Here is a 20,006-nt window from a genome sequence, read left to right as displayed (position 1 = left end):
CGCCCGGCCCGGGTCCGCGGTGTCGTTGTCCGGGTCGAGTCAAGCCGCACGAGGCGTCGGGTGCCAGGCGCCGAAGGTCAGGCGCCGGGCGTCACGCCAGCCACTGTTCGTACGCCATGTTCGCCACCAGGGCGAAGACGACCGTCAGCAGGATGACGCGGACGAAGCCGCTGCCCTTCTTCAGGGCGGTGTGGGCGCCGAGGGTACCGCCCGCGAGGTTGAACACGGCCATCAGGGCCGCCAGTTGCCACAGCACCGCGCCCTGCCAGGCGAACATCGCCAGCGCGCCCGCGTTGGTGCAGCAATTGACGATCTTCGCGGTGGCGGAGGCGGTGACGAGGTCGAGGTGGAGCAGGGCGGTGAGCGCCAGGACGAGGAACGTACCGGTGCCGGGGCCGATGAGACCGTCGTAGAAGCCGATGCCCAGGCCGCCGAGGCCAATCGCCGCGAGGACGCGGCGGCGCGAGACCGGGCCCGGTGCGGGCGCGGTGCCGAAGGACGGGCGGAGGATGACGAAGGCGGCCACGGCGAGCAGCACCACCATGATCACCGGTTTCAGGACCTCGGTGCTCATCCCGGCGGCGAGGAAGGCGCCGCCCGACGAACCGGCGAGGGCGGCGAGCCCGATGCGTACGGCGGTACGGACGTCCACCGGGGCCTTGCGGGCGTAGGTGATCGCCGCGCCCGTGGTGCCGACGATGGCGACCGCCTTGTTGGTGCCGAGGGCGTGCGCGGCCGGGGTGCCGGCGGGCAGGCCCAGCAGCAGGGCCGGCAGGAGCAGCAGTCCGCCGCCGCCGACCACGGCGTCGATCCAGCCGGCGGCGAGCGCCGCGAGGCAGAGGAGAACGACGGTGGTCAGCGAGATGTCGGGCATGGCCGTGACCCTATGGACCGGATAGTTGTGCCGTCCATCGAGATGAGCGTTTCCTGAGGTTGAACCTCCTCACATGTCCGCCCAGGGCCCTCCTCATCTCCCCGCCCGGACCCCTCACAGCCACCGCCCGGACCCCTCACAGCCACCGCCCGCCCCGCTGAGGGCAGCGTTCCGCGCGGGAAACAGAGGGGATGCCGCCGGGTGACACCCGCACCGCAGACTCAGGGGCATGACCTCGAACGAGCGTGTGGTGGTGACCGGCACCCACCGGGGTCGCCCCCGCGTCGCCTCCCCGCTCCTGAAGCAGCGCTTCGACCTGAATCGGGGCAGCGCCTGGACGACAGGGCCGTTCGGGTGACGGCGTACGAGGTCGAGGCCGCGTGAGCGCATAAGGGCAGGTGGGGCCGGGCGCGCGGGCCGTGAAGGAGCGCGGTCCGCGCGCTGTGGGGTGCGTCCTGCGGCTGTCGGGTTCCTGCCGGATGCGTATCTTTCTGCTCAGTGCGCCGGATTCCCGGAGTTTCCTCGCTCCCGACCCACTCGTCCCGCGCCCGCCCCCACCCGTCACGGAGGCCCGACCATGACTCGGACACACCCCCAGCCCTCCCGGCGCGCCGTGCTCGGCGGTGCCGTCGCCACCACGCTCACGGTGGCGGTCGGCACCGGTACGGCACAGGCCGGCGGTCACGGGCCCGCCTGGCCGACCGAGTTCCCGCTGCCCGACGGCTGGCTCCCCGAGGGGATCACCATCGGCAGCAGGCCGTACGCCTACCTGGGCTCCCGCGCCAACGGCGCGATCTACCGCACCGACCTGCGCACCGGGAAGGGCGGGGTGCTGCACGAGGGCGCTCCCGGCCTCACGGCCATCGGCCTGAAGCTGGACCACGACGACCTGCTGTACGTCTCCGGCGGCTCGGGCGGCACCGCGCGGACCATCGACGCCCGTACCGGCGAGCTGCGGAAGACGCACCAGCTCACCGCCACCACCGGGCACTTCATCAACGACGTCGTGCTGCTCGGGGACCGCGCCTGGTTCACCGACTCGTACGACGCGGCGCTGTACGGCGTCCCGCGCGGGCGGCGCGGCACGGTCCGGGCGCTCCCCCTGAGCGGCGACTGGGAGCAACTGCCCGACGTCATCAACGCCAACGGCATCGTGAGCACACCCGACGGCCGCGACGCGATCGTCGTCAAGAGCACCCCGGGCGAGCTGTACCGCGTGGACCTGCGCACCGGACGCGCCACCAGGATCGCCCTGTCCGGCGCGGACGACGCCGTCAACGGCGACGGCCTGCTGCGCGTCGGCCGCACGCTGTACGTCGTCCAGAACCGGCTGAACGTGGTCACCGTGTTCCACCTCGACGCCGGCGCGACGACCGCGACCCTGCGCCGTTCGATCACCGACCCGCGCTTCGACGTCCCCGCCACCGCGGCCCGCTACCGCGACCGCCTGTACCTGGTCAACGCCCGCTTCACCAGCCCGCAGACACCGGAGACGACCTTCACGGCGGTGGCGGTGCCGCTGTAGCAGCTCACGGGGTCCCGAGGGCGTCGTAGGTGACGCCCGTCAGCTCCTCGGAGGCGGCCCACAGCCGCTCCCCCATCGCGTCGTCGAGGGTCCAGGGCGCCCGCCAGGACGGTGCGGGCGCCCCGCGCCACATGGCGAACGACGGTCCGACGAACGCGTCGGGGCGGACGTCTGGGGCGGTGGCGGCGTACAGCACGGGCAGGGCGCCGGCCTCGGCGGGCTGGGCGACGACCCGGTTGCCGAGCCGCATGATCCGCTCGGCGAGCCGCCGCCCCTCGGCCTGCGGCCCCGCGGTCTGCAGGTTGGTGGCCGCGTACCCGGGATGGGCCGCAGCCGCCACCACGTCACTCCCGTGCTGGATGAGCCTGCGGGCCAGCTCGTGCGTGAACAGCAGGTTGGCCGACTTGGAGCGGGCGTAGGCGACCCAACGCCGGTAGCCCCGCTCGCTGTTGGGGTCGCGCGGATCAATGTTGGCCATGACGTGCGTCATGCTGGACACGGTCACGACCCGCGCCCCCCGGGCGGCGAGCAGCGTCGGCAGCAGCAGGCCGGTGAGGGCGAAGTGCCCCAGGTGATTGACCCCGAACTGCGTCTCAAACCCGTCCGCGGTCGTCCCGTAGGGGAGCGCCATCACCCCGGCGTTGTTGAGGAGCAGGTCGACCCGCTCGTACGGAAGGGCGGTCGCGAACTCCCGCACGGAGGCCAGATCCCCGAGATCCAGGCGGCGCACCTCCGCCTCGGCGTCCGGTACGCCGGCGCGCAGGAGTTCCAGGGCGTCCCTGCCGCGCGCCTCACTCCGGCAGGCGAGCACCACACGCGCCCCCGCACGAGCCAGTTCACGCGCCGCCACAAACCCGAGCCCGCTGTTGGCCCCGGTGACGACGGCGAGGCGCCCACCCTGACCGGGAATGTCGTTCGCGCTCCATCCGGACATAACCGAACTCCCTCCGCCACCGCCGCACCCGTACCGACCGCCGGGTTCAGCCTACGAGGCGAGCACCCGCCGCGCAGCCGCCGATCACGCTCCCGTACGACTGCATACATGGCATGTTCATTTCATCTACCTAGGGTACCCACCGCACGCCCCCGCCGCCGACCGGTGGCGGGACGGTTCACGGCACCCCTAGGAGCGGCAGTGGAACGTCGTACCTTCCTTCGTGCGAGCGCCATGGGCGGCACCGGCGCGGTCCTCGGTGGCGCACTCTGGCACAGCGCCGCGTACGCGGCGCCCGCCCAGCCCGGCACGGGCCCGTACGGCGCGCTCGGCGCGGCGGACGCCAACGGGATCAGACTGCCGGCCGGGTTCACCAGCAGGGTGATCGCCCGTTCCGGCCAGCGGGTCCCGGGCACCTCGTACACCTGGCACAACGCCCCGGACGGCGGCGCCTGTTACGCGGACGGCAGCGGCTGGATCTACGTCTCCAACTCGGAGATCAACCCCTCCGGCGGCGCGGGCGCGGTACGTTTCTCGGCCACCGGCGCCCTCACGGGCGCGTACCGCATCCTGTCCGGCACCCGGCAGAACTGCGCGGGCGGCAGCACGCCGTGGAACACCTGGCTGTCCTGCGAGGAGGTGGACCGCGGCTACGTCTACGAGACCGACCCGTGGGGGACGAAGGCGGCGGTGCGCAGGGACGCGATGGGCCGCTTCAAGCACGAGGCGGCGGCCGCCGACCCGGTCCGCAGGGTCATCTACCTGACCGAGGACGTCTCGGACAGCTGCTTCTACCGCTTCCGGCCGACGACGTGGGGCGACCTGTCCTCCGGCACACTGGAGGTACTGGTGGCGGGCAGCGGCACGAGCGGTCCGGTGAGCTGGGCGACGGTCCCGGACCCCTCGGGAGCCACCGCGACCCGCAACCAGGTCTCCGGTGCCAAACGCTTCAACGGCGGCGAGGGCTGCCACTACGCGAACGACACCTGCTGGTTCACCACCAAGGGCGACAACCGCGTCTGGCAGTACAACGCCGCCGCCCAGACCATCGAACTCGCCTACGACGACTCCCTGGTGTCGGGCGGCTCCGCTCCCCTGACCGGCGTCGACAACGTCACCGGTTCCTCCTCCGGCGACCTGTTCGTGGCCGAGGACGGCGGCAACATGGAGATCTGCGTCATCACTCCCGACGACGTCGTGGCCCCCTTCCTCCGCGTGAGCGGCCAGTCCGGCTCGGAGATCACCGGCCCGGCCTTCTCCCCGGACGGCACCCGCCTGTACTTCTCCAGCCAGCGCGGCACGAGCGGCAGTTCGTCCGGCGGCATCACCTACGAAGTGAAGGGCCCGTTCCGCACCTGACCACTCCCCCGCTCATGCGGGCGCGGTGCACAGAACGCGCCCGCATGAGCGGAGAGCTACCGCCCGGTCACGTCACGCTCACATCACGGGTCCGCGAAATCTCCACGCTCTCCCCCAGTCCCTCCCATACCGTCGGCAGCTCACACCCGGCAGACCGCCCCGGACGGGGGCAAGCTGCCGGATATCCACGCATAGCTGGGGAGCTTCCCTGTGAACCTGTCCTACAAATCCGCCGCCGTGACCGTCGCCGCGCTCGCCCTGACCGCTCTGCCGACCACCTCCGCCGTGGCCCACGAAGGTACCCACCCGTTCAAGAACTGCACCGAGGCGTACAACGCCGGGTACTCCCACATCCAGGCGGGCAGCGAGCACTACGGCAAGCACCTGGACCGCGACAACGACGGCGTCGGCTGCGACAACGCGCCCGCGGACTTCGTCCCCGTCGGCGACAGGGACACCGCCGAGGACAGCGGCTCGGACGACGGCGCCACCGGCACCGGCTCCGACGCCGGCGACAAGGGCACCACCGAAAAGGGAAACGGCACCGACCTCGCCGAAACCGGCGGCGACAGCGCGACCCCGTACCTCGCGGCCGGCGGCGCGGCCGTCGTCCTCGCGGGCGGCGCCGTCCTGCTCGCAGCCCGCAGGCACCGCAGCACGAACTGACCCGAAGCGGGCCGAGGACGCGAGAAACGGCGGCACCCCCGCACGGGTGCCGCCGTTTCCTTTTCGTGGTCCGGAGCCGTTGCCGATCGGTGAGGGTGGTCGGGTGACAGGCAACGGCTCCGGGGTTCGTGCGCCCCGGGGGCCGGGGCTCAGCGGTGGTCGCTGCCGTTCGAGGTGACCGCCGCGCGGCCGGCCTCCAGGCGGGCGACGGGGATGCGGAACGGGGAGCAGGAGACGTAGTCCAGGCCGACCTCGTGGAAGAAGTGGACCGACTCCGGGTCGCCGCCGTGCTCGCCGCAGACGCCGAGCTTGAGGCCGGGGCGGGTGGCGCGGCCGGCCTCGGCGGCGAGCTTCACCAGGGAGCCGACACCGTCCCGGTCGATCGTCTCGAACGGGGAGACGCCGAAGATGCCCTTCTCCAGGTAGGCCGTGAAGAAGCTGGCCTCCACGTCGTCCCGGCTGAAGCCCCACACCGTCTGGGTGAGGTCGTTGGTGCCGAAGGAGAAGAACTCGGCGGCCTCGGCGATCTGGCCGGCGGTCAGGGCGGCGCGCGGCAGCTCGATCATCGTGCCGATGGCGAGCTTCAGCTTCGTGCCGCTGGCCTCCTCGACCTCCGCGATGACCTGGTCGGCCTCCTCGCGGACGATCTCCAGCTCCTGGACCGTGCCGACCAGCGGGATCATGATCTCGGCGCGCGGGTCGCCCTTGGCCGCCCGGCGCTCGGCCGCCGCCTCGGCGATGGCCCGCACCTGCATGGTGAACAGGCCGGGAATGACCAGGCCGAGGCGGACCCCGCGCAGGCCCAGCATCGGGTTCTGCTCGTGCAGCCGGTGCACGGCCTGGAGCAGCCGCAGCTCGTTCTCGTGCGGCTCCTGACGGGACTCGGCGAGGGCCACGCGGACCGACAGTTCGGTGATGTCGGGCAGGAACTCGTGCAGCGGCGGGTCGAGGAGCCGGACGGTGACCGGGAGGCCGTCCATTCCCTCGAACAGCTCGACGAAGTCCTGCCTCTGGTGCGGCAGCAGCGCCTTGAGGCACTCCTCGCGCTCGGCCTCGGTGTCGGCCAGGATCAGCCGCTCCACCAGCTCACGCCGGTCGCCGAGGAACATGTGCTCCGTACGGCACAGGCCGATGCCCTGGGCGCCGAAGCGGCGGGCGCGCAGCGCGTCCTCGGCGTTGTCGGCGTTGGCGCGCACCCGCAGCCGGCGCTTGCGGTCGGCGAAGGCCATCATCCGGTGGACCGCCTCGACCAGTTCGTCGGCGTCGTCGGCGCCCGGGTGCATCCGGCCCTCGAAGTACTCCACGACCGGGGACGGGACGACGGGTACCTCACCGAGGTAGACCTTGCCGGTGGAGCCGTCGATGGAGATCAGGTCGCCTTCCTCGACGACGTGCCCGCCGGGGACGGTCATCCGGCGGCGCTTGGTGTCGACCTCCAGCTCCTCCGCGCCGCACACACAGGTCTTGCCCATGCCGCGCGCGACGACGGCGGCGTGCGAGGTCTTGCCGCCGCGGGAGGTGAGGATGCCCTCGGCGGCGATCATGCCGTCCAGGTCGTCGGGGTTGGTCTCGCGGCGGACCAGGATGACCTTCTCGCCGGAGCGGGACCACTTGACGGCCGTGTACGAGTCGAAGACCGCCTTGCCGACCGCCGCGCCCGGCGAGGCCGCGATGCCGCGCCCGACCCGCTCGACCTTCGCGTCCTCGTCGAAGCGCGGGAACATCAGCTGGGCGAGCTGGGCGCCGGTGACGCGGGTGAGCGCCTCGGCCTCGTCGATCAGCCCCTGGTCGACGAGCTGGGTGGCGATCCGGAAGGCCGCGCCCGCGGTGCGCTTGCCGACGCGGGTCTGGAGCATCCACAGCTGGCCGCGCTCGATGGTGAACTCGATGTCGCAGAGATCCTTGTAGTGGTTCTCCAGCGTCTCCATGATCTGCATCAGCTGGTCGTACGACTTCTTGTCGATCCGCTCCAGCTCGGCGAGCGGCACGGTGTTGCGGATGCCCGCGACCACGTCCTCGCCCTGCGCGTTCTGCAGGTAGTCGCCGTAGACGCCCTGGTGGCCGGAGGCGGGGTCGCGGGTGAAGGCGACGCCGGTGCCGGAGTCGGGGCCGAGGTTGCCGAAGACCATGGAGCAGACGTTGACCGCCGTGCCCAGGTCGTGCGGGATGCGCTCCTGGCGGCGGTAGAGCTTGGCCCGGTCGGTGTTCCAGGAGTCGAAGACCGCGTGGATGGCGAGGTCCATCTGCTCGCGCGGGTCCTGCGGGAAGTCGCGGCCGGCCTCGGTCTTGACGATCTTCTTGAACTTGGTGACCAGCTTCTTGAGGTCGGCGGCCTCCAGTTCGGTGTCGACCGTGACCTTCTTGGCCGTCTTCGCCGCCTCCAGCGCGTCCTCGAAGAGGTCGCCGTCGACACCGAGGACGGTCTTGCCGAACATCTGGATGAGCCGCCGGTAGGAGTCCCAGGCGAAGCGGTCGTCGCCGGCCTGCTTGGCCAGGCCCTGTACGGACTTGTCGGAGAGGCCGATGTTCAGGACGGTGTCCATCATGCCGGGCATGGAGAACTTGGCCCCGGAGCGGACCGACACCAGGAGGGGGTTGTCGGGCTGGCCGAGCTTCTTGCCCATCGCCGCTTCGAGGGCGTCGAGGTGCGCACTCACCTCGTCACGCAGTGCCGCCGGCTCCGCGCCGCTCTCCAGGTAGACCTTGCAGGCCTCCGTGGTGATGGTGAAGCCGGGAGGGACGGGAAGTCCCAGATTGGTCATCTCGGCGAGGTTCGCACCCTTACCACCGAGCAGGTCCTTGAGGTCCTTGTTGCCCTCGGTGAAGTCGTAGACGAACTTCACGCCCTCAACGCTCCCGCCCTGCTGGGCTCCATGGAGATCTTTGTTTTCCGACACGGGTCTCGACTCCTCGAGGACGCGGTGGCTGCCCTGACGAGCAGGAACATACCCAGATCAAAGGCGTATGGGTACGTCCACACGTGCGTCATGCGGCTGGGACCACTCCGCCACCACTGGATCAAAAGTCAAAAACAAGTCAAGGCTTGGTAAGCGAGCAGAGCCGCATGTATTCACTTCTTGAACGCGACGATCCCGGATTGAGCACTCTACGCGCTCATTCGAGCGGAGATCGGCACGTTTGATTTCGCTCGATGAACGATCAAAAGATGGCACCCAGTGCCACGCTTTGAGAAGTGCAGTCGCCCATGATCCGCTCATCTGAGCGCAACCCTTATCAAGGGTGGCGAGAATCACGCTGCCACAATCGCCGGGATTTCACCATGCGGACGCCTCCCGTACTCCGGTCCCGACGGCACGACGGACCGTTGAACGCACCGGTCGGCGCGCCCGTACGGAACCACGGCGGATCCGGACCCCCACGCCGGGTCCGCCTCCTCACCGGGTTTCGCACGGAAGGACCTCCGGGTGCCTGTCTCCACACGCCTGCGCCGGCCGACACGGACCACCGAAGAGAAACGAGGGGGCCGGAAGCAAACGGAAGAGACCCGCCCCGCCCGCCCCGCCTTCCGCGCCCGCTACGCCGCTCTGCGGGACGAGCGCCCCCGCGCCGTACGTGCCGCCCGCCGCACCCTGCACGTCCTCGCCGCCGTGTTGATCGTCGGCGCCCTCCTGCTGCCCGACACCGCCGGCGCCCTGCGCCCCGACCGGTTCACCCGGATACCGGCCGAGGCGATCATCGGAGCCGTGCTGCTGCCCGCCCTGCCGCGCCGGCCCCGGATCGTCGTGGCCGCGCTGTACGGGGCCGGCATCGCCGTACTGACCGTGCTGAACCTGCTGGACATCGGGTTCAACGAATACCTGGGCCGGGGCTTCAACCTGATGCTCGACTGGGGGCTGCTCGACGACGCCCAGGCCTATGTCGAGGACTCGATGGGCCACACGACCGCCACGGCCGCCACCGTCGGCGCGGTCGCCCTCGTCCTGCTCCTGGTGGTCGTGATGGCGCTGGCCGCCGTCCGGCTGGGCGAGCTGCTGGCCCGGCACCGCGCGCGAGCCACCCGGGGCGCGCTCGTCGCGGGCACCGCGTGGATCACCTGTACCGCCCTCGGTCTGCAGGTCCTCGGCACACCGGTCGCCTCGGACCGGGCCGCGGCGGCGGCGAAGGTGCAGGCCCGGCGCGTGGTGGACACGCTGCGCGACGAGGCGGAGTTCGAGAAGGCGGCGCGTTCCGACACCTTCGCGGCCACACCCCCCGGCCACCTCCTGCCCGACCTGCGCGGCAAGGACGTCCTCCTCACCTTCATCGAGAGCTACGGCCGCACCGCCCTGGAGGACCCGGTGATCGCCCCCGGCGTCACCCGCACCCTCGACACCGGCACCGAGACCCTCGCGAAGGCGGGGTACCGGGCCCGCAGCGGCTGGCTGACGTCGGCGACGTTCGGCGGCAGCAGCTGGCTCGGCCACTCAACGGCACTGTCCGGCCTGTGGATCGACAACCAGCAGCGCTACCGCACCGCCACCGCGAACGACCGCCTCACCCTCACCAAGGCGTTCGGAAAGTCCGGGGCGTGGGACACCGTCGGCATCATGCCGGGCGTCCAGAAGGGCTGGCCCGAGGCGAAGTGGTTCGGCCTCGACAAGGTCTACAACGCCTTCCAACTGGGCTACCAGGGACCGAAGTTCAGCTGGTCGACGATGCCGGACCAGTACACGCTCGAGGCCTTCCAGCGCCTGGAGCACAGCAAGCAGCGCGACAAGAACCTGATGGCGGAGATCATCCTGACCTCCAGCCACCAGCCCTGGGCGCCTCTCCCCGAGATGGTCGGCTGGGACGAACTCGGCGACGGCTCCGTCTTCGACCCCATCCGGAAGGCGGGGAAGGAACCGGGCACCCTCATGACGGATGCCGCCAAGTCCCGTCAGGAGTACGGCAAGTCGGTCACGTACTCGGTGACCGCCCTCACCCGGTGGCTGGAGCGCTACGGCACCGACGACACCGTCCTCGTCTTCCTCGGCGACCACCAGCCCCTCGCCCGGGTCAGCGGCCCGAGGGCGAGCCGGGACGTGCCGGTGACGATCGTCGCCAAGGACCCGAAGGTGCTGGAGAGGATCGCCGACTGGAACTGGACGGAGGGCCTCAGGCCGGCCGAGGGCGCGCCCGTGTGGAAAATGGACGCTTTTCGTGACCGTTTCCTGAAGGCTTACGGCTCCGTCCCGCACCCGACCGAGGGCTGGTGACCTGAGTCAGGGATTCGTCGGCGGAGGGGCGACGACACCGGTCCGATCAGCCGCGCAACCCGCCCGTGACCTTGGATGACACCGCGTGCCGGGCCCGGCGGAGACGCGCGTAACCGTTATCCGGCGCCCCCTGTTCGCCAGGCGTTCCTGTTGCTAGCGTGCCGCGCTACGCAAGAAAATGACCAAGGAAACGTGATCATGTCCAGTCCTTCCCGTGAGCAGTGGGGAAGTCGCGCAGGCTTCCTGTTCGCCGCGATCGGATCGGCGATCGGCCTCGGCAACATCTGGCGCTTCCCCGCCGTTGCCTACGAGAACGGCGGCGGGGCCTTCCTTCTGCCGTATCTCGTCGCGCTGCTGACCGCCGGTATCCCGTTGCTCGTCCTCGAGTACTCGATCGGCCACAGATACCGGAAGTCGCCCCCGGCGGCCTTCCGCAAGCTGTCCAGGCCCGCTGAGGTGATCGGCTGGTGGCAGGTCGCGATCTGTTTCGTGGTCGCCGCCTACTACGCCGTCATCATCGCCTGGGCGGTGCGTTACATCGGTTACTCCTTCGGCGAGCAGTGGGGCAGCGACGCCAACGCCTTCTTCTTCGGTGACTTCCTCCAGGCCGCCGAGACGCCCGGCGTCATGTCGTCCTACGTGGACGGTGTGCTCTGGCCCCTCATCGCGGTCTGGGTGGTCGTGCTCGTCATCCTGGCGCTCGGCATCCGCAACGGGATCGAGAAGGCCAACAAGTTCTTCATCCCGCTGCTGGTGCTCTTCTTCGTCGTCCTCGTCGGCCGCGCGCTCACGCTCGACGGCGCCGGCAAGGGACTGGACGGCCTGTTCCGGCCGGACTGGTCGGCGCTCGGGGACGGCAGCGTGTGGGTCGCCGCGTACGGGCAGATCTTCTTCTCGCTGTCCATCGGCTTCGGCATCATGATCACGTACTCCTCGTATCTGCGGAAGCGCTCGGATCTCACCGGCTCCGCGATGGTCGCCGGCTTCGCCAACAGCGCCTTCGAGATCCTCGCGGGCATCGGTGTGTTCGCCACCCTCGGCTTCATGGCCGCGGCCCAGGGCGTCGGGGTGAACGAGGTCGCGAGCTCCGGCATCGGCCTGGCGTTCGTGGCGTTCCCGACGGTCATCTCCCAGATGCCGATGGGCGTGCTGTTCGGCGTGCTGTTCTTCGCCTCGCTGGTGCTCGCCGGCCTCACCTCGCTGATCAGCATCGTGGAGGTCGTCATCGCCGCCGTGCAGGACCGCACCGGTATGCGCCGGGTCCCGGCGGTCCTGAGCGTCGGCGGGGCCATCGCCCTGGTGTCGATCCTCGTCTTCCCGACCGACAGCGGCATCTACCTGCTGGACGCGGCGGACCACTTCATCAACCAGTACGGCATCGCACTCGCCGCGCTGGTCGTGCTCGTCGTCATGGGCTGGCTGCTGCGTCGGCTGCCCGCCTTCCAGAAGCACGCCAACGACGTCTCCACGATGCGGGTCGGCCGCTGGTGGCTGGTCTGCCTCGGCATCGTCACCCCGCTGGTGCTCGGCTGGATGATGGTCGACAGCCTGCGTACGGAGCTCGCCGAGAACTACGAGGGCTACTCGACGGAGTTCCTGCTCTGGGCGGGCTGGGGCGTCGCCGCGGCGGCACTGCTCGTCGCCGTGGTCCTCAGTCTGGTGCCCTGGCGCTCCGCCGACGCCGAAGCCGCCGCGGAGGCGAGCTTCGAGGCGAGCACCGAGGCCGACGCGGAGGTGGGTCCGGGCTCTGCCGCAAAGGCGGGCGCGGGCTCCGGCTCCGGCTCCGACGCACCGGAAGGGGGAAGAACTGATGTCGACGAGTGCGATCATCATGCTGATCGTGGCCATCGTGATCGTCTGGGGCGGTCTGGTGGGCGCCATCGTCCACCTGCGCCGCCACCCCGAGCGCCCCGAGGACGACGCGGCCCCGACGCAGCCGGCGGCCTGAGCGGTCCGGGCACACCTGTACGGCTCCGTTCCGCAGGGAGCGGAGCCGTACGATCCGAGCGGCGTCGGTCAGCCGCCGGACGTGTCGAGTTCGGCGTCCTCGCCGACGCCCGCGCACTCGTACGGGTCCTTCAGCCAGCCGTCCGGCAGCGCCACCCGGTTGTTGCCGGACGTACGGCCGCGGGGACCGTCCGCGCCGGCCGGCCAGGGCTGGTCCAGGTCCAGCTCGTCCAGGCCGGAACGCAGTTCCTGGAGCGAGGAGGTGATCGCGAGCCGCTTGCGCATCTCCGAGCCGACCGCGAAGCCCTTCAGGTACCAGGCGACGTGCTTGCGGAAGTCGATCACCCCGCGCGACTCGTCCCCGATCCACTCCCCGAGCAGGGTCGCGTGCCGGACCATGACGTCGGCGACCACCCGCAGCGTGGGCCGGCGGAAGTCGTCCCGGCCCTCGAAGGCCGCGATCAGGTCGGCGAACAGCCACGGCCGGCCCAGGCAGCCGCGCCCCACGACGACCCCGTCGCAGCCCGTCTCGCGCACCATCCGCAGCGCGTCGTCGGCCGACCAGATGTCGCCGTTGCCGAGCACGGGGATCTCCGGCACGTGCTCCTTCAGCCGGGCGACGGCGTCCCAGTCGGCGGTGCCGCCGTAGTGCTGGGCGGCGGTGCGGCCGTGCAGGGCGATGGCACTCACGCCCTCCTCGACGGCGATGCGGCCGGCGTCCAGGTAGGTCAGGTGATCGTCGTCGATGCCCTTGCGCATCTTCATCGTCACCGGCAGGTCCCCGGCGCCGCTCACCGCCTCGCGCAGGAGGGACCGCAGCAGGTTCCGCTTGTAGGGCAGGGCCGAGCCGCCGCCCTTGCGGGTCACCTTCGGCACCGGGCAGCCGAAGTTGAGGTCGATGTGGTCGGCGAGGTCCTCCTCCGCGATCATGCGGACGGCCTTGCCGACGGTCGCCGGGTCCACGCCGTACAGCTGGATCGAACGCGGTGTCTCGCTCGCGTCGAACCTGATCAGCTGCATGGTCTTCTCGTTGCGCTCGACCAGCGCCCGGGTGGTGATCATCTCGCTGACGAACAGCCCCTTGCCACCGCTGAACTCCCTGCAGAGCGTGCGGAAGGGCGCGTTGGTGATCCCGGCCATGGGAGCCAGCACGACGGGCGGCCGGACCGCGTACGGGCCGATCGTCAGGTTCGACCGGTCCGACCGGTTCGACAGGGGCTGAGCCGGGGTGGGCGTGGGCGTGGACATTCCCCCATTGTCCCGCATCCCCAGAGCTGCCCGGCACGGCGAAGGCGCGGCAGCCATCAGAGCGGCAGCCATCGGTGCGACAGTCACCGGTGCAGCAGCCATCAGTGTAGTGGTCATTAGTTAGCCGCACTATTGAACTGTGCGTATGCTGGAGGCCATGCCCGAGCTCAGCCCGCGCCGGCGCCTCCTCGTGCTCGCGATCTGCTGCATGAGCCTGCTCATCGTGAGCCTGGACAACACGGTGCTGAACGTCGCCCTGCCGTCCCTCCAGCGGGAGCTGCACGCGAGCACCGCCGGTCTCCAGTGGACCATCGACGCGTACACCCTCGTCCTCGCCTCGCTGCTGATGCTGGCGGGCTCCACGGCCGACCGGATCGGCCGCAAGCGGGTCTTCGTGGCGGGGCTGGTCGTCTTCACCCTCGGCTCGCTGCTGTGCTCGCTCGCCCCGAACCTGGAGGCGCTGGTCGTCTTCCGCATGGTGCAGGCGGTGGGCGGTTCGATGCTCAACCCGGTCGCCATGTCGATCATCACCAACACCTTCACCGACCCGCGCGAACGCGCCCGCGCGATCGGTGCGTGGGGCGCGGTCGTCGGCCTCTCGATGGCGGCGGGCCCTCTGGTCGGGGGCCTGCTGGTGGACTCCGTCGGCTGGCGCTCCATCTTCTGGATCAACCTGCCGGTCGGCCTCGCCGCCCTCGCCCTCACCCTGCGCTTCGTCCCGGAGTCCCGCGCCCCCAAGGCCCGTCGCGCCGACCCGGTCGGCCAGCTGCTGGTCATCGTCCTGTTCGGCTCCCTGACGTACGCGATCATCGAGGCACCGCACGCGGCGCTCTCCACCACCGTCCCCATCGCCCTCCTCGCCCTGGCGGCCCTGCTCGCCCTGCTGATCCACGAGTCCCGCCGCCACGAACCGCTGATCGACCTGCGCTTCTTCCGCTCGGCACCGTTCAGCGGAGCCACGGTGATCGCGGTGAGCGCGTTCGCCGCGCTCGGCGGGTTCCTGTTCCTCACGACGCTCTACCTGCAGAACGTACGGGGCCTGAGCGCCCTGGACGCCGGACTGTGGATGCTCCCCATGGCCGTCCCGATGTTCCTGTGCGCCCCGCTCTCCGGCCGTCTGGTCGGCAGCCGGGGTCCGCGCCTGCCGCTGCTGATCGCGGGCGGCACGATGACGGTAAGCGGGCTGCTCTTCGCCCTCTTCGAGGCCGAGACGTCCAATGCCACGCTGTTCACCGGGTACGTCCTGTTCGGCGTCGGCTTCGGCTTCGTCAACGCCCCCATCACCAACACCGCCGTCTCCGGCATGCCGCGCGCCCAGGCCGGGGTGGCCTCGGCGGTGGCCTCCACCAGCCGGCAGCTGGGCCAGGCGCTCGGGGTCGCGGTGATCGGCGCGGTGCTGGCGGCGGGGGTGGGCTCGTCGTCGTACGCGGACAGCTTCGTGTCGGCGGCGCGGCCCGGCTGGTGGATCCTCACCGCGTGCGGGCTCGCGGTGCTGGTGGTGGGCGCGGTGACCTCCGGCCGCTGGGCCCGCGCGACCGCGAGGCGGACGGCCGAGCGGCTGGAGTCGGCGGAGATCCGCGAGGCGTCGGGAGTGGACGCATAGCCGCGCGCGACCGGGCCTCCACCGAATTCACCTGCGCGGAGCCCCCGTTGATGTCGCTCTTGCTGCACACTCTGCGTCATGCCCCAGATCGACACGAGCAAAGTCAGCCGCTGGGACCAGCACGGCCGGGAACACGTCGTACGGGTCCAGCGCACCGGTGTGCAGCGCGTGATCAGCTGCGAGACCTGCGACTGGCGCAGACGCGCCCAGTTCCTGCCCTGGCTGAAGGCGGAGGAACATCTGGCCCAGGCCCACCAGGCGACGGTGGACCCCACCGGAACGTGAACCGCCCCGGGCGGCGCGGGAAGCGCCGCCCGGGGCGGTTCGACGGGTTGAGGTGCTACGGCGTCAGCAGCCGACCAGGCGGCTCGCCAGGTAGCCCTCGATCTGGTCGAGGGAGATCCGCTCCTGCTTCATGGTGTCGCGCTCGCGCACGGTCACCGCGTTGTCGTCCAGGGTGTCGAAGTCGACCGTGACGCAGAACGGCGTACCGATCTCGTCCTGGCGGCGGTAGCGGCGGCCGATGGCACCGGCGTCGTCGAACTCGATGTTCCAGTTCTGCCGCAGCGCCTGGGCGAGGCCCTTGGCCTTCGGCGACAGCTCCGGGTTGCGGGAGAGCGGGAGCACCGCGACCTTGACCGGGGCGAGCCGGGGGTCGAGGCGCAGCACCGTGCGCTTCTCCAGCTTGCCCTTGGCGTTGGGCGCCTCGTCCTCGACGTAGGCGTCGAGCAGGAAGGCGAGCATCGCCCGGCCGAGACCGGCCGCCGGCTCGATGACGTACGGCGTCCAGCGCTCGCCGGCCTCCTGGTCGAAGTAGGAGAGGTCCTGGCCGGAGGCCTTGGAGTGGGCACCGAGGTCGAAGTCGGTGCGGTTGGCGACACCCTCCAGCTCGCCCCACTCGCTGCCGCCGAACTGGAAGCGGTACTCGATGTCAGCGGTGCGCTTGGAGTAGTGGGAGAGCTTCTCCTTCGGGTGCTCGAACCACCGCATGTTCTCCTCGCGCAGGCCGAGGCCGGTGTACCAGTTCCAGCGCTGCTCCATCCAGTATTCCTGCCACTGCTCGTCCTCGCCCGGCTTGACGAAGAACTCCATCTCCATCTGCTCGAACTCGCGGGTGCGGAAGATGAAGTTGCCGGGCGTGATCTCGTTGCGGAAGGACTTGCCGATCTGGGCGATGCCGAACGGCGGCTTGCGGCGCGAAGTGGTCTGCACCTGGGCGAAGTTGGTGAAGATGCCCTGGGCGGTCTCGGGGCGCAGGTAGGCGACGGAGCCGGAGTCCTGCGTCGGGCCGAGGTGGGTGGAGAGCAGACCCGAGAACTGCTTGGGCTCGGTGAACTGGCCCTTGTTGCCGCAGTTCGGGCAGTTGACGTCGGCGAGACCGTTCTCGGGCGCGCGGCCCTTCTTCTCCTCGTACGCCTCTTCCAGGTGGTCCGCGCGGAACCGCTTGTGGCAGGCGGTGCACTCGGTGAGCGGGTCCGTGAAGGTGGCGACGTGGCCGGAGGCGACCCACACCTCGGGGGCCAGGATCACCGACGAGTCGATGCCGACCACGTCCTCACGCGAAGTCACCATGTAGCGCCACCACTGACGCTTGAGGTTCTCCTTGAGCTCGACACCCAGCGGCCCGTAGTCCCAGGCGGCACGCTGGCCGCCGTAGATCTCACTGCAGGGGAATACGAAGCCTCGGCGCTTGCTCAGGCTGACGATGGTGTCGATCTTGTCGGCGGCCACGGTGCTCTCTTCATTACGACGACGGGCGACGAAGCGAGATTGCTTCCAGCGAAGCTCTCAGGCTACCGGCGGGCCCTGCTCCTGGACCAATTAGGGCCTGCCGCAGGCCTCTCGCCCTCCTTGTTGACAACGGTTTCCATTTTTGTTGAAAATGGGTGTCATGAACGTACGACGACGCCTCATACCCGCGGCCGCGGCGACCGCGATCACCGCGCTCGCCCTCGGCACCCTGTCCGCCTGCTCCTCCGACAGCAGCGCGGCCGCGGGCGGCTCCGACAAGTTCGACGTCGTCGCCTCCTTCTACCCCATGGCGTTCCTCGCCGAGCAGATCGGCGGCGCCCATGTGAACGTCACCAGTCTGACCCAGCCCGGCCAGGAGCCGCACGACCTGGAGATCAGCGCCAAGCAGACCGCGCAGCTCGAGGAGACCGACGCGGCGCTCTACCTCAAGGGCCTGCAGCCCACCGTCGACGAGGCCATAGTCCAGTCCGGTGTGCAGACGAAGATCGACGCGGCCACGCTGACCTCCCTCGAGGCGCCCGGCGCCGAGGCCGACACCCACGAGGACGAGGTCGAGGGTGAGCACGCGGGCGAGGCCGAGAGCGGGCACGAAGGCCACGGCCACGAGACCGAGGGCGGCACGGACCCCCACGTCTGGCTCGACCCGGTCAAGTACGCCGAGGTCGCCGAGGGCGTCGGCAAGGCCTTCGAGAAGGCCGACCCCGACCACGCCGCCGACTACGAGAAGAACACCGAGGCCCTGGTCGGCAAGCTGAACGATCTCGACGTCCGGTTCGAGACCGGCCTCGAGGACCGGAAGACCGACGTCTTCATCACCACCCACGCCGCCTTCGGCCACCTCGCCGGGCGCTACGGCCTGGTCCAGGAAGCCATCAACGGCCTCGACCCCGAGTCCGAGCCCAGCGCGGCGCGCGTGAAGCAGCTCTCCGAGACCGCCAAGGCCGACGGCGTGACCACCGTCTTCTACGAGACGCTGGTCAGCGACAAGACCGCGAAGACCGTCGCCCGTGACGCCGGGCTCAGGACGGACGTCCTCGACCCGCTCGAGGGCATCACCGAGAAGTCCCGCGGCGACGACTACTTCCAGGTCATGGAGTCCAACCTGAAGTCCCTGCAGACGGCCCTGGGAGCCAAGTGACCGACTCGAAGCACCGGAAGGACACCGGCATGAGGACGGCAGTATGAGCACCGAACCCGTCATATCCCTGCGCGGTGTCCACGCCGAGCTCGGCTCGCGCCCCGTCCTGCGCGGCATCGACCTCGCCGTGCACCGCGGTGAGGTGGTCGCCCTGCTCGGCGCCAACGGCTCCGGCAAGTCGACGGCCGTGCGCAGCGTCATCGGCCAGGTGCCCGTCGGCGCCGGCGAGGTCGAGCTGTTCGGCATCCCGCGGCGCCGGTTCCGCGACTGGGCGCGCGTGGGGTACGTACCGCAGCGCACCACGGCCGCGGGCGGCGTGCCCGCCACGCTGACCGAGGTCGTCTCCTCCGGCAGGCTCTCCCGCACCCGCTTCGGCGCGTTCCGCAAGGCCGACCGCGAGGCCGTACGCCGCGCCCTGGACCTGGTCGGCATGGCGGACCGGGCCAAGGACTCCGTGGACGCGCTCTCCGGCGGCCAGCACCAGCGGGTCCTGATCGCCCGCGCGCTCGCCGCCGAACCCGAGCTGCTGATCCTGGACGAGCCGATGGCGGGCGTCGACCTGGCCAGCCAGGAAGTGCTCGCGAAGACGCTGCGCGAGCAGGTCGCGAAGGGCACCACCGTCCTGCTCGTCCTGCACGAGCTGGGTCCGCTGGAACCGCTGATCGACCGGGCGGTCGTCCTGCGCGACGGCTGCGTCGTGCACGACGGCCCGCCCCCGAAGGCGGTCGGCCAGCACGCCCTGCCCGGCCACGACCACGTACACCCACACGCGCCCGCGGGCGTCGAACCGATCCGCACGGGACTGCTGAGCTGATCCGATGGAAATCCTGAACTACGCCTTCATGCAGCGGGCCCTGCTGGCGGCCGTCCTGGTCGGCATCACCGCCCCCGCGGTCGGCATCTACCTCGTACAGCGCCGCCAGGCCCTCATGGGCGACGGCATCGGGCACGTCGCGATGACCGGCGTCGGCCTGGGCTTCCTGCTCTCCTGGTCGCCGGTGTGGATGGCGGCCCTGGTCTCCGTCGTGGGCGCCGTCCTCATGGAACTGATCCGCTGGTACGGCAGGACCCGCGGCGACATCGCCCTCGCGATGCTCTTCTACGGAGGCATGGCGGGCGGCGTGATGTTCATCAACCTCGCCCCGACCGGGTCCAACGCGAACCTCACCTCGTACCTCTTCGGGTCCCTGTCCACGGTCTCCGAGTCCGACGTCACGGCCATCTGCCTGCTGGCCGCGTTCGTGGTGCTGGTCACCGTCGGTCTGCGCCGCCAGTTGTTCGCGGTCAGCCAGGACGAGGAGTTCGCGCGGGTCACGGGCCTGCCGGTGCGGTTCCTGAACCTGCTCACCGCGGTCACGGCGGCGGTCACCGTCACCGTCGCGATGCGCGTGGTCGGCCTGCTGCTGGTGAGCGCGCTGATGGTGGTGCCCGTCGCCGCCGCCCAGGCGCTCAGCCGCAGCTTCGCCGCCACCTTCGCCATCGCCGTCGCCATCGGCGTGACGGTGGCCCTCGGCGGCACCGTCACCTCGTACTACCAGGACGTGCCGCCCGGTGCGACGATCGTGCTGCTGACGATCGCCGCGTTCCTCGTGCTGAGCGCGCTGGCCACCCCGCTGGCCCGCCGCCGCGCGCGGGCGCAGGCCGCCGCGCGACCCGCGCCCGAACCCGCGGAATGCGCGGTCCCGGCCGGCCGGAACGCCACCGGCGAGGCCGGCGGTTGACTGCTCTCCGCCCGGATCTCCCCGGACTGGCACAATGGCCG

At 70.6% G+C, this 20,006-nt stretch carries 15 protein-coding genes and 2 pseudogenes; 12 read left to right on the top strand and 5 right to left on the bottom strand.

Going from position 1 to position 20,006, the window contains the following annotated elements:
* Nucleotides 1–91 precede the first annotated feature (91 nt).
* A complete protein-coding gene (locus WJ438_RS27805) occupies nt 92–874 on the bottom strand; it encodes a sulfite exporter TauE/SafE family protein (RefSeq protein ID WP_406727648.1) in 783 nt (260 codons plus the stop codon).
* Nucleotides 875–1,127: 253 nt separating this feature from the next.
* Between WJ438_RS27805 and WJ438_RS27800 the strand changes: the two are divergent.
* Both WJ438_RS27800 and WJ438_RS27795 read left to right on the top strand, forming a co-directional pair.
* A pseudogene (locus WJ438_RS27800) lies at nt 1,128–1,258 on the top strand (nitrite reductase (NAD(P)H) small subunit); the annotation flags it as partial.
* 193 nt (nt 1,259–1,451) lie between these two features.
* The gene (locus WJ438_RS27795; protein WP_406727647.1) at nt 1,452–2,399 is read left to right on the top strand and encodes an SMP-30/gluconolactonase/LRE family protein; all 948 of its coding nucleotides are present in this window, start codon (nt 1,452–1,454) and stop codon (nt 2,397–2,399) included.
* A 4-nt stretch (nt 2,400–2,403) separates the two neighbouring features.
* Here the strand turns inward: WJ438_RS27795 and WJ438_RS27790 are convergent, their stop codons facing one another.
* Nucleotides 2,404–3,333, bottom strand: coding sequence for an oxidoreductase (locus WJ438_RS27790; RefSeq protein ID WP_406727646.1), 930 nt, complete (start codon nt 3,331–3,333; stop codon nt 2,404–2,406).
* Nucleotides 3,334–3,534: 201 nt separating this feature from the next.
* On the opposite strand from WJ438_RS27790, the gene WJ438_RS27785 reads away from it, so the two are divergent.
* On the top strand, nt 3,535–4,692 hold the full coding sequence (locus WJ438_RS27785) for an alkaline phosphatase PhoX (protein WP_406727645.1): 1,158 nt from the start codon (nt 3,535–3,537) through the stop codon (nt 4,690–4,692).
* Between the two features lie 210 nt (nt 4,693–4,902).
* Entirely contained in the window at nt 4,903–5,358 is a 456-nt protein-coding gene (locus tag WJ438_RS27780; RefSeq protein ID WP_406727644.1) for an LAETG motif-containing sortase-dependent surface protein, read from the top strand.
* A gap of 149 nt (nt 5,359–5,507) precedes the next feature.
* On the opposite strand, the gene ppdK is transcribed toward WJ438_RS27780, so the two are convergent.
* The gene (gene ppdK, locus WJ438_RS27775) at nt 5,508–8,255 is read right to left on the bottom strand and encodes a pyruvate, phosphate dikinase (protein WP_406727643.1); all 2,748 of its coding nucleotides are present in this window, start codon (nt 8,253–8,255) and stop codon (nt 5,508–5,510) included.
* 528 nt (nt 8,256–8,783) lie between these two features.
* Here ppdK and WJ438_RS27770 point away from each other — a divergent pair.
* The 3 genes and pseudogenes from WJ438_RS27770 to WJ438_RS27760 all read left to right on the top strand — a co-directional run bounded on the left by WJ438_RS27770 (nt 8,784) and on the right by WJ438_RS27760 (nt 12,504).
* Nucleotides 8,784–10,556, top strand: coding sequence for a CDP-alcohol phosphatidyltransferase (locus tag WJ438_RS27770; RefSeq protein ID WP_406727642.1), 1,773 nt, complete (start codon nt 8,784–8,786; stop codon nt 10,554–10,556).
* A 198-nt stretch (nt 10,557–10,754) separates the two neighbouring features.
* Nucleotides 10,755–12,227: pseudogene (locus tag WJ438_RS27765) on the top strand (sodium-dependent transporter); the annotation flags it as partial.
* A gap of 139 nt (nt 12,228–12,366) precedes the next feature.
* The gene (locus tag WJ438_RS27760; RefSeq protein WP_406727641.1) at nt 12,367–12,504 is read left to right on the top strand and encodes a methionine/alanine import family NSS transporter small subunit; all 138 of its coding nucleotides are present in this window, start codon (nt 12,367–12,369) and stop codon (nt 12,502–12,504) included.
* A gap of 68 nt (nt 12,505–12,572) precedes the next feature.
* Here the strand turns inward: WJ438_RS27760 and dusB are convergent, their stop codons facing one another.
* Nucleotides 12,573–13,751 (bottom strand): tRNA dihydrouridine synthase DusB, encoded by a 1,179-nt coding sequence (dusB, locus tag WJ438_RS27755; protein ID WP_406727640.1) that lies wholly within the window; start codon nt 13,749–13,751, stop codon nt 12,573–12,575.
* Between the two features lie 157 nt (nt 13,752–13,908).
* Here dusB and WJ438_RS27750 point away from each other — a divergent pair, with 157 nt between their 5' ends.
* The gene (locus WJ438_RS27750) at nt 13,909–15,354 is read left to right on the top strand and encodes an MFS transporter (RefSeq protein ID WP_406727639.1); all 1,446 of its coding nucleotides are present in this window, start codon (nt 13,909–13,911) and stop codon (nt 15,352–15,354) included.
* Nucleotides 15,355–15,432: 78 nt separating this feature from the next.
* Nucleotides 15,433–15,639: a hypothetical protein gene (locus tag WJ438_RS27745; RefSeq protein ID WP_406727638.1), complete on the top strand. Its 207-nt coding sequence runs from the start codon at nt 15,433–15,435 to the stop codon at nt 15,637–15,639.
* 63 nt (nt 15,640–15,702) lie between these two features.
* Here WJ438_RS27745 and WJ438_RS27740 read toward each other — a convergent pair whose 3' ends face one another.
* Nucleotides 15,703–17,085, bottom strand: coding sequence for a glycine--tRNA ligase (locus WJ438_RS27740; RefSeq protein WP_406727637.1), 1,383 nt, complete (start codon nt 17,083–17,085; stop codon nt 15,703–15,705).
* A gap of 160 nt (nt 17,086–17,245) precedes the next feature.
* Here WJ438_RS27740 and WJ438_RS27735 point away from each other — a divergent pair, with 160 nt between their 5' ends.
* From WJ438_RS27735 to WJ438_RS27725, 3 genes are read left to right on the top strand one after another with little or no spacing between them, the layout of a single operon-like run.
* Entirely contained in the window at nt 17,246–18,244 is a 999-nt protein-coding gene (locus tag WJ438_RS27735; RefSeq protein WP_406727636.1) for a metal ABC transporter substrate-binding protein, read from the top strand.
* Nucleotides 18,245–18,287: 43 nt separating this feature from the next.
* Nucleotides 18,288–19,058, top strand: coding sequence for a metal ABC transporter ATP-binding protein (locus tag WJ438_RS27730; protein ID WP_406727635.1), 771 nt, complete (start codon nt 18,288–18,290; stop codon nt 19,056–19,058).
* 4 nt (nt 19,059–19,062) lie between these two features.
* On the top strand, nt 19,063–19,965 hold the full coding sequence (locus WJ438_RS27725; RefSeq protein WP_406727634.1) for a metal ABC transporter permease: 903 nt from the start codon (nt 19,063–19,065) through the stop codon (nt 19,963–19,965).
* The last annotated feature ends 41 nt before the right edge of the window (nt 19,966–20,006 follow it).

It is taken from the genome of Streptomyces sp. GD-15H (assembly GCF_045291515.1).
Taxonomy (GTDB): Bacteria; Actinomycetota; Actinomycetes; order Streptomycetales; family Streptomycetaceae; genus Streptomyces.
This window is presented reverse-complemented; position numbering and strand designations above follow the sequence as displayed.